Source organism: Mesorhizobium sp. M5C.F.Ca.IN.020.32.2.1 (assembly GCF_004023105.1).
GTDB classification, from domain to species: Bacteria; Pseudomonadota; Alphaproteobacteria; order Rhizobiales; family Rhizobiaceae; genus Mesorhizobium; species Mesorhizobium wenxiniae.
The window spans coordinates 1-9,315 of record NZ_RZSX01000155.1; the positions used below are offsets into that span (position 1 = coordinate 1).

Here is a 9,315-nt window from a genome sequence, read left to right on the forward strand (position 1 = left end):
ATCCTTCTCGAGACCTACATTTTCGACAATGACGATGTCGGGCGGCTTTTCGTGGAATCTCTCGCCGGAGCCGTCCAGCGGGGGGTCAGCGTTCGCGTGCTGATCGATGCCGTCGGGGCGCGTTACTCCGTCCCCAGCATTCTTGGGCGTCTGCGAGAGGCAGGAATCACCGCAGACCTCTTCAACGGCAACATTGTCATGGGCCTGCGTCTTCCCTACGCCAACCTCAGAACGCACCGGAAGATCCTGGTCGTCGATGGCACGATTGCGTTCACCGGAGGGATGAACATCCGAAAGGGATTCTCAGCCGAGTTCGCCGGCTCCTCCAGCGCGAGGGACGCGCATTTTCAGGTCACCGGGCCGGTCGTGGCCGACGTTTTTTCGGTTGCCGCCGAAGATTGGCGCTTCGTGAGCGGCGAGCTCCTGAAAGGCGACACCTGGCAAGTGGCCACGCCTCCCGCGGCTCCCGGTCAACCGATGCTGGCGCGGGCGGTTGCATCGGGGCCGGATGCCAGCATCGAAACGAACCACAACTTGCTGATCGGAGCATTTTCCGTCGCCCGCAAATCGATCCGCATCATGTCGCCTTATTTCCTGCCGGATCGGGAACTGATCAGCGCGCTGACGACAGCGGCCAGGCGAGGCGTCGAGATCGACATCGTGGTACCGGCGATGAACAATCTTTTCCTTGTCGACCGGGCGATGACGGCGCAATTCGATCAGGTCCTGAAGCACTATTGCCGCGTATGGCGCACGGAGGGCTCGTTCGATCATTCGAAGCTGCTGTCGGTCGATGGAGTTTGGGCTTATATAGGATCCTCCAATCTTGATGCCCGGTCCCTGCGGCTGAATTTTGAGATTGATATAGAGGTTCTTGATGCAGGCTTTGCCGCGGAGATTGAAGCGCGGATCGGATCGGCAATCGCCTCCGCCGCGTCTGTAACGATAGAAACCTTGAGGACCCGGCCATTTATCGTCCGCCTGTTCGACCGAGTGTTGTGGCTGGGATCGCCCTACCTTTAGAGGCTTTCTCGTTCTGCCGGGGGAAATTCGGGCGAAGCAGCCATCGCTCCTTTTAAGCGCCGCATCTCGTCAGGGCAGGGGAAGCAGCGATTGCAGATCCTATTTGAGTGAGACAAAGCTAAGTCTTGAAGGTAGTGAGGACGAGCAGCAGATTCATGCAAAGAATTGGACATAGCTTTCCTGCAAGTGTGCTCAAATCCATTCGCGACAGAAAAAAGCAGAAGGCGAAGGCTGCGCCGTGCGAAGGGACACGCCCCGCGGGGACTCTGGTCGCATCTTACAACGTTCACAAATGCGTGGGCGTCGACAGAAAGTTCGATCCCGAACGAATCGGTCGCGTCATCCGGGAAATCGCCCCGGATGTCATTGCGTTGCAGGAAGCGGACAATCGCTTTGGAGATCGTGCCGGCCTTCTGGATCTGCTGCGTCTCGAATTGGAAACGGGCCTGGTACCGGTGCCGGTGTCCGGAAACGGCAAAGGGCACGGCTGGCACGGAAACGTTCTGCTTTTCAAACGGGGTATCGTTCGCAATGTCCATCAGATAAAGCTCCCGGGGCTGGAGCCGCGCGGAGCCTTGGTTGCCGAAATCGATCTGGACGAGAAACGAACTCTGCGCATTATCGCAGCCCATCTCGGCTTGCTACGCCGATCGCGCTCCGAACAGGCCCGTGTCGTGCTCGAAATCATGAACAGACCGGACGAAAAACCAACACTGCTGCTCGGCGATTTGAACGAATGGCGACTCGGAAACCGTTCCGCGCTGAACACGCTGCACACGACTTTCGGTCCCGCGCCGCCGGCGGTCCCCACCTTTCCATCGCGTCTGCCGCTGCTGTCGCTCGACCGGATCATGGCAAATCGACACGGAATGATCTCAACCGTCGAAGCCCATGACACGCCGCTTTCGCGGGTCGCCTCCGATCATCTACCGCTTATAGGATTCGTTCGCCTATGATGTAGCTGCCCAGCCCCACGGATGGAGATCGGTTCAATGGGAAGCTCTCGTCTGACTAGCGGAGCCGAGCGGGGCGGCCCAGCGGCTTTGGTTGCGGGGGAGGCCGCTGGGCCTGACCAGCGAGCCTTCGGGGGGGCGTGCTCACGTGGCTGGTGAATACGTGAGTTAAAGCTAATGCAATCGAAACATGCGAACGAAGTACGTGTCGTTAATTCCGCTGCGCAGAAGCCATAAGGTGCCCCGCAATGGGTCAACAAGTCTGGCACGGCAGTTGCTTGGTCAGGTATGGGGGAATGGGGCGGAAGCCCGTCGCTTCGCAAATGTAGCGGCGGGTCTTCTGCATAGAGGTCGCGTCCCAGCCTACGCGCTGCCGTCTCGCTTTCCTCATCGATCGTTCGGACTGGCAGATAGGCGTTGGTTTCCAGCCACTTGCGCGGCACGATCTGAATGAGGTCCGACCGGCCAATTTCATTTCGGCCGCGATGGAGTTTAGAGCGTCCTCCGTCGAGGGCTCCAGCGGCACGTCGGCAACGTTTCTGAGCATCAATGCGGCGCGGCGCAGGATGATCTGCAGATCCGCCCCGCGACATAGCTGCGATGCGGTCGGCGGCGCTTTCAAGCTCTCCCGCAAAAGACAGGCGGGTCATTAGAGGGCCGAATGATCAGTGGCGGTGCGGCGCAAATTGCGACAATGCGGACCATCAAAGGCCAAGCACGGTTGTTGGCGGCGTTGATTTGGGCCTTCATCGTTTGTGGACGTTAGGAACGGAGTTAGGAACTAGCCTTGATAAAAATGGAAAAGGTAACTTAAATCAGTCACATAGCTTAATATCTGGCGGAGGGAGTGGGATTCGAACCCACGGTGGGCTTGCACCCACGCCGGTTTTCAAGACCGGTGCCTTAAACCGCTCGGCCATCCCTCCAAGTAGTTGACTTTAAAGTGCTTTCTGCCTCTTTGGGTTTGCTCAGAAGGCCGTTTGCTACGCACTTTGCAACTATATGGGTCTTTCGACTTGCGCTTATAGCTACCTGCAACGCCGCGTCAACTTGCTCTGCCGCGTCAGCCTGCATGCCGGGCATGACATGGGAATACAGATCCAATGTAATCCCGATGGTCGAGTGCCCAAGGCGTTCGCTGGCGACCTTTGGATGAACTCCGGCCGATAGCATCTGCGTGGCGTGGGTGTGCCGAGGTCATGAAAGCGGATGCGGGGCAGGGCGGTCTCGCCCAAGACGCGCACCCACTCATTGAGGAAGGACGAAAGAGATGAGTGGCGCATACGGGTAGCATATGATCGTGGACCGAACGTCCGCAGGGGTGGAAAGCAGACCCTGTCCCTATACCCGTTGCTGCCGCCAATGGCCGAGATGAGTGACCCTATGCTGTCATTCGGTTACTGCACTCTGCGTCCACAGCCGAAGCGCTGACGGGCCAGTTTTACGATGTAGCCAGCATCCATATCGCCATTTTCCTCGTGCAGCCCAAATGGGTCTCTAAGTTCGCTTTTTAAAGCCAATATTTCAACCAACGCAGCGCGAGCCGATGGCTGCTCTGGATCGTTTGGATCACAGAGTATCGTAACCAATTGGCAGCCCAGTTCATCATCTTGGAAGCCGCTCAGATAGTTGGGCGCGAGTTGGATAGCGGCCATACGGCTGTTCGTCCAGCCAACATCGGTTGGCGGCATGATGAGTTCGCGTAGAAGGGGTCGATAGCGATCAATAAGGCGAAGATAACGGCACAGCGCTTTCAATGCAGTTTCGCCATGCAAGTCTCGTTCTGGCCCATAGAGGTAGCTCTCAATCAGGACAGCATCCGACACGCTTCCACACCAACCCACAATGTACAAAGCTGACCCAACGTCGCCTCGACGCTCCAGAAGGATGCTGCGCGCGAACTCAAGCTCTTCGGCCGTGACCCGGCCTTTGGCAACACCTTGCGCTCGATTTCGAATATCGTCGATGTCCATAGCAAAGCGTAATAGCACACTAGTCGGCAGTCGGTTGCCCTATCCCGTCGTCAGTTCCTCGATGCTTAGGATTTGAGGATTTCCACGCAGAAGCATTGAGCCGCTTGGCGTCGACATCGGTCTTGGCCTTGGTCGCCTCAGCTCTCGCCAAGAACCCGGGCTCAGCGCACCCAGCGCGGGTCACAGCAAATGGATGTCTGGAAATCCAGCGCCCTGCGTCCTCTTCCTTGGTCGAGGCCCTGAGGTACGCTCGGACGAACATCGTGTTAACTGGCGGCCGTCGATGGCCGAGATGGGTGGAAAGCGGACTTCAAGCCGAGTATGTTGGGTCGATGAGAGACGATCTGATTTCTTGCCTCAAAGACCTCAGTGATGCTGAATATCAGCGGCTGTGCTGGGTTGAGCGTCGGTGCCCCGAGGGCCGAGAATATGACAATATACAGATCGTTATGCGCTTCATGCTGGATGATACTTGGTTCCTTTTCAGTCCAGAGGATGAGGTGGGACGAACTGTTGATACGATCGACCAAGCGAAATCCGTTCAAACCGTCAGCCGTTTGCTCTACGACCTTGACGTAGACTTTTCTGCTTCGGCACAGCAGTATATGGCCTCACCGAGCTGGAATGACGTGGTCGCATCGGCGAAAGAAGCGCTCGGGTAGCCGGCGGGTAGTGGGTCAGTTTGAAATCGTCCCGTTAACACTATCTAAATAAGCACGGATCGCTTTGGCAGTGGCCTCTGCGCGCGGGCGAGAAGTTGCTCTCAGACCTAGTCCCATATGATCGCATTCGATCTTCATGAGAAATTCGACAGCGTCGTCTACGATCCAGTCTCGGCGAAGCCGCCCTGCCGCCTCAAGTAGATACGGGTCATACTCATCTGCGAAGGGCTTTTGGTCCCAAACCTCGCCTTTCCCGAGCAAGCCTATGGGTCCCACTCGGAAAACCCGATATCTCGCAAGCAGGACAACTTCAAATGGCCATGCATTTCCACCGTCGTGGTTCTCCCTGATCGCGTTTCGCAGATTTCAAACTAACCCACTACCCTAATATAGGTGACCGCTTCATCCAATCGATGGACGAAGCCCATCAAGGGCCGGTGCTATTTTGGATGCATGTCGCGACCTTGCTTATCCCCGAGCCAGCTTGCTATCGCTATGCTCGCGATCAGCTTCAGCTATGCCGAAGCCGCGGACCGTAAGGTCGAAACCGCGGCGCCCGGTACGTACGCCAATTCGAAGAACCTGCCGGTTTGCACCGCCTCAAGCTCACTCTTCGAAGTCCTCGGTGACAAGTGTTTTCTCGTCAAAGGTTCGATGATCTATGGCGATATCGCCGAGCTCTCCCAGATAGCCACTTTGAGCCGGTAACCGAAGCAACAGCAACAACGGCACTAGACTGCCAATCTTCCGCTGCCTTACCCCGGCGCCTACATCGGGATGACATTTCCCGCGCTCAGAATATCTACCAAGACGATCCTCGACGCCATTGTGCATTACGACGCCGGTTTAGCTGACGTTGCGCACCAGGGTGATGACGCTGCGGCTCCAGGCTTCGCGATCGGGAGCGAAAAGCCCGTAATCCAGTATCGCGCCGTTCAGGCACGCGCGAATGCGATGACAATCGATCGTTCTAGCGCGCCTAGTGCAGATTGAGGCGCAAAGCGGGTGATCGCAGAGATCTGGTTCTGACCGAGTAGCTGCCATTCCATTAACGCATCTGAATGGACCGCTTCTGGCGCAAGATGCTCGTTCGTGCTGGTCAGAACGGGCGACCGCTCACCACCCTCTGGCGACGATGCCACCGTGCAGCGGCATTGACTGGTTCGGGTCAAGAGCTTGAATACGAGAAATGCGCTAACTGTGACGGCGGTGGTCACGGTGGCTCGAGTGTCAGCAGATGTGGTAAGGTTGAGTGTCGGCGAGTAGCAGAGGTCCAGCAACAATGACTTTGAGGCGAACCAGAGCTTACGGCCCATCCGGCTTGGTTCTAGCGGTTTGCGCTGTGTTTGCTTGGCAGAACGCCACTGCTGCTCAAAATTGCCACGCAGCCCCGACGCCTGGCGTCAATTGGCACGAGTGTGACAAGAAGCTTCTCATCCTAGAAGGACAGGACCTGAGCGGGGCGAACCTGTTCGGTGTTGATTTCACTTCGACCGACCTCAGGAACAGCAATCTCCTTGCGGCAAATCTTGAGAAGGCAACGCTTGTGCGTGCTTCCCTGGCCGACTCGACCGCCAAAGGCGCCCGGTTCGACAGAATCGAGGCCTACAGGACCGACTTCAGCCGTATGGACGCGCAGGGCGCTGTGTTTGCGAGCGCGGAAATGCAGCGCTCGAATTTCCAGGACGCCAATCTGACCAATGTTGATTTCACAAAGGCAGAATTGGGGCGTGCGCAGTTCCATGACGCCGATATCAGCGGCAGCCGCTTCTCGTTTGCCAATCTCGCACGGGCGGACTTCCGAGGAGCGACGTTCACCGCGCCGATAGACTTTGACCGCGCCTTTTTCTTTCTGACCCGTATCGAGGGCGTCGACCTTTCCAATTCGGCGGGTCTGTCCCAGTGGCAGCTCAACATGGCTTGCGGAGACGCCCGGACCGAGTTGCCTTCTGGCTTGACGAGGCCTGAAGATTGGCCCTGTCAATTCCAGCAGGAATAGTTGAACTTCTTCTTCGTCGCCTTCGCGATAGAGCATCACCTCCAATAGAGTTCTCAGCGGAAAAGTCTTTCCTACGCAGCCCTTTGGCGATCAAATGATCCAGCACAAACCCAATGGTTTGGTAGTGATAGTCGAGTGACATGTCTCAAGCCCCACAGCGAACGTTGATAGAACATGCTGCTACGTTTTTTGCAACGCAACGCTACGGTATTGGATGGGAAGACGTGGCAGGAAATGCGCTACCGCACCCGCAAACCGTTGACAGTGAAGGCCTTGGCAAGACGTGGCAGGATAGAGCGGGATGCCGTCAACCGAATTTCTAGACCGGTGCCTTAAACCGCTCGGCCATCCCTCTGCTCGTCCTGATCTCAACTCATACCTGTTGGCACTGCTGCGCCGCCTGGAGATCGTTCGCGCTTCATTGCTCTAGTGCGCCTAGTGAAGTCCTGTCAACCGGCCGTTGCCCGTTCCTGCCAAGGGCAGGGCATGGGCGCTTGACGGTGGGGCTGAAAGCAAGCCGAACAGCGCGCCGAAGGTCGAAAAGCGGTGATTTTCACAGCGATCACCGGGAAGATTTGTGCCACAATCTCGCCCGGTTCCGACCACAATCGGTTAATACGGTGATAAACAATTCCTGTGCACAAGGGATTGCGAATCAAGGTGGCGCTAGCGTTTGTCGAGTGGGTTTGACCCCGCCGACGATCAAGTTGCGGTGCCTTTGTTGAGAGGGGACAACCAAAAAATGCAAAGCACGGCGCGCCCGCGTCTTCGTCGCGCTTCCGCGTTCGCCTTGTTTGCCCTGTCGGCTGCCTTGCTGGCGGCTTGCGCCGCGCCGCCACAGCCGAAGGCGATGGTCAACAAGAAACCCCGCTCGAAGGAATATTTTTCCGAATCCGAATACGGCGTGAAGGCCAGCCCGCGCGTCACCTTCAAGATGTCGGGCCTGCAGCGTGGCGGCGGACGCGACCAGCTCGGCAAGCCCTATCAGGTGCGCGGTAAGTGGTATTATCCGAAGGAAGACAAGCGCTACGCCAAGATGGGTCTCGCCTCCTGGTATGGCGAAGCCTTCCACGGCAGGCTGACCGCTAACGGCGAAGTCTACGACATGACACATCTGACCGGCGCGCATCCGACAATGCCGCTGCCGAGCTATGCGCGCGTCACCAATCTGAAGACCGGCAGCTCGATCATCGTGCGCGTCAACGATCGCGGTCCTTACCACGAAGGGCGCATCATCGATGTGTCGAAGCGCGCCGCCGAAATGCTCGACTATGCCAATATCGGCACGGCCAAGGTGAAGGTCGAATATGTCGGGCGGGCGCCGCTTGACGGCAATGATGATCGGTACCTGATGGCCTCCTATAATCCAGGCAACAGGGTGCCGGATCCGTCGGACGGCTTGCCCTCCGGTGTCATGATCGCCATGGATGGACCATCGCCGAGTACGGCGTTGGTCGCCGCCGCTCCATTTCCCGGCCAGTTGACGAATTCCGCATCGGCACAGCCTGTCATTGCGGCGCAGGCGCCGGCCTCCGGCAATGTGACGCTGCCCGATTTCGGGCCGATCGTGCCGGAACGCCCGCAGATCAATCTGCCGGCGCAATCGCCGTTCAGCGTAGCGTCGCTGTCTTACGCGGACGAACGCGTGCAGCGCGCCTCCAATGTCTTTGCCGCGCTGGATGGCGCCGGAATGTCGCCTGCCGAAATCCTTCGATCGTGGAAGCGGCAAACTCCTCCGGCCGCTTCGGCCACGTCCTATATCGCGGCTGGCTCGTTCGAGGATACCGCCGAGGCACAGCGTGTGGCAGCCCGGCTTTCCAGCTTCGGCAAGACCGAAATCGAGCGCTCCGAATTCGAGGGCAAGGACTGGTATTCGGTCAACCTCTATCCGGACGGCCATGGCAGCCTGGACGAGATGCTGCAGGCGGCATGGTCGCATGGCGCACCGGACGCGCTCGTGGTTCGGAACTGACCGGCAAAACCTGAAGTTTTGCCCTGTTGTCCATCGCGCGGTTGATCGGCCGGGACAAAGCCTGATAGCCTAGAGCTTGCCCAGAAATACCGGCTGACAGGTCGAACTTCTCATGAAATCTCGCTTCGCCGCGCCTCTCGCCGGGCTTCTGGGTTTTGGCCTCCTGCTGCTTTCGCTGGCTCCGGCCGCGGCGCAGCTTTTCGAGACCAAGGCCGGGCAGGCCTTCATGATCGATGCTGAAACCGGAACGGTGCTATTTTCAAAGGATGCCGACAGGCCGATTCCGCCGGCGTCGCTGGCCAAGCTGATGACGATGGAGGTGGTGTTCAACGCCATCAAATCGGGCCGCGTGACGCTCGACGACACATTCGTGGTGAGTGAAAACGCATGGCGTACGGGCGGGGCGCCATCCGGGACGTCGACAATGTTTGCCAAACTGAAGTCAACGATCCGGCTTGAAGACCTGATCCAGGGCGTGACGGTCCAGGCAGCCAATGACGGCTGCATCATCATCGCCGAAGGTTTTGCGGGATCGGAGGCGAATTTCGCGACTGAGATGACCGAGCGCGCAAGGCAGATTGGCCTCGAGAAATCGACATTTGTCAATTCAACCGGTCTGCCGGCCGACGGTCAGCAAACGACAGTTCGAGAGCTTGCGCTTCTGGCCCTGCATATCTGGCGCTCGTACCCGGACCTCTATCGCTATTACGGCCAGAAGGATTTCACCTGGAAC

Annotated in this window: 8 protein-coding genes, 1 tRNA gene and 1 pseudogene; 7 read left to right on the forward strand and 3 right to left on the reverse strand. The window is 58.0% G+C overall.

All coding sequences use genetic code 11. The annotated features are described in order from the left end of the window. Both EOA86_RS10505 and EOA86_RS10510 read left to right on the forward strand, forming a co-directional pair. The coding region (locus tag EOA86_RS10505) for a phospholipase D-like domain-containing protein (protein WP_128341559.1) at positions 1 to 1,023 on the forward strand (1,023 nt) is incomplete at its 5' end. A gap of 155 nt (positions 1,024 to 1,178) precedes the next feature. Continuing rightward, the gene (locus EOA86_RS10510; protein WP_128341561.1) at positions 1,179 to 1,979 is read left to right on the forward strand and encodes an endonuclease/exonuclease/phosphatase family protein; all 801 of its coding nucleotides are present in this window, start codon (positions 1,179 to 1,181) and stop codon (positions 1,977 to 1,979) included. Positions 1,980 to 2,353: 374 nt separating this feature from the next. Here EOA86_RS10510 and EOA86_RS40110 read toward each other — a convergent pair. The 3 genes and pseudogenes from EOA86_RS40110 to EOA86_RS10530 all read right to left on the reverse strand — a co-directional run. Then, a pseudogene (locus EOA86_RS40110) lies at positions 2,354 to 2,626 on the reverse strand (hypothetical protein); the annotation flags it as partial. 186 nt (positions 2,627 to 2,812) lie between these two features. Then, positions 2,813 to 2,902: transfer RNA gene (locus EOA86_RS10520), tRNA-Ser, on the reverse strand. A 471-nt stretch (positions 2,903 to 3,373) separates the two neighbouring features. Next, positions 3,374 to 3,949: a hypothetical protein gene (locus EOA86_RS10530; RefSeq protein ID WP_128341563.1), complete on the reverse strand. Its 576-nt coding sequence runs from the start codon at positions 3,947 to 3,949 to the stop codon at positions 3,374 to 3,376. 332 nt (positions 3,950 to 4,281) lie between these two features. Between EOA86_RS10530 and EOA86_RS39340 the strand changes: the two genes are divergently transcribed. The 5 genes from EOA86_RS39340 to EOA86_RS10560 form a co-directional block, all read left to right on the forward strand. After that, complete coding sequence (locus EOA86_RS39340; protein ID WP_128341564.1) at positions 4,282 to 4,611, forward strand: hypothetical protein; 330 nt, start codon at positions 4,282 to 4,284, stop codon at positions 4,609 to 4,611. Between the two features lie 495 nt (positions 4,612 to 5,106). After that, complete coding sequence (locus EOA86_RS10540; protein ID WP_245497212.1) at positions 5,107 to 5,319, forward strand: hypothetical protein; 213 nt, start codon at positions 5,107 to 5,109, stop codon at positions 5,317 to 5,319. Between the two features lie 574 nt (positions 5,320 to 5,893). Continuing rightward, positions 5,894 to 6,610 carry a pentapeptide repeat-containing protein gene (locus EOA86_RS10550; protein WP_095520594.1) on the forward strand — a complete coding sequence of 239 codons (717 nt, stop codon included), beginning with the start codon at positions 5,894 to 5,896 and terminating at the stop codon, positions 6,608 to 6,610. A 742-nt stretch (positions 6,611 to 7,352) separates the two neighbouring features. After that, positions 7,353 to 8,582: a septal ring lytic transglycosylase RlpA family protein gene (locus tag EOA86_RS10555; RefSeq protein ID WP_128341566.1), complete on the forward strand. Its 1,230-nt coding sequence runs from the start codon at positions 7,353 to 7,355 to the stop codon at positions 8,580 to 8,582. A 112-nt stretch (positions 8,583 to 8,694) separates the two neighbouring features. After that, a partial coding sequence (locus EOA86_RS10560) for a D-alanyl-D-alanine carboxypeptidase family protein (protein ID WP_206629997.1) occupies positions 8,695 to 9,315 on the forward strand: 621 nt, incomplete at its 3' end.

Excerpts from the sequence above, each read along its gene's own strand:
- EOA86_RS10510 (WP_128341561.1), top strand. The coding sequence starts at position 1,179 with ATGCAAAGAATTGGACATAGCTTTCCTGCAAGTGTGCTCAAATCCATT.
- EOA86_RS10530 (WP_128341563.1), bottom strand. The coding sequence starts at position 3,949 with ATGGACATCGACGATATTCGAAATCGAGCGCAAGGTGTTGCCAAAGGC.
- EOA86_RS39340 (WP_128341564.1), top strand. The coding sequence starts at position 4,282 with ATGAGAGACGATCTGATTTCTTGCCTCAAAGACCTCAGTGATGCTGAA.
- EOA86_RS10540 (WP_245497212.1), top strand. The coding sequence starts at position 5,107 with ATGCTCGCGATCAGCTTCAGCTATGCCGAAGCCGCGGACCGTAAGGTC.
- EOA86_RS10550 (WP_095520594.1), top strand. The coding sequence starts at position 5,894 with ATGACTTTGAGGCGAACCAGAGCTTACGGCCCATCCGGCTTGGTTCTA.
- EOA86_RS10555 (WP_128341566.1), top strand. The coding sequence starts at position 7,353 with ATGCAAAGCACGGCGCGCCCGCGTCTTCGTCGCGCTTCCGCGTTCGCC.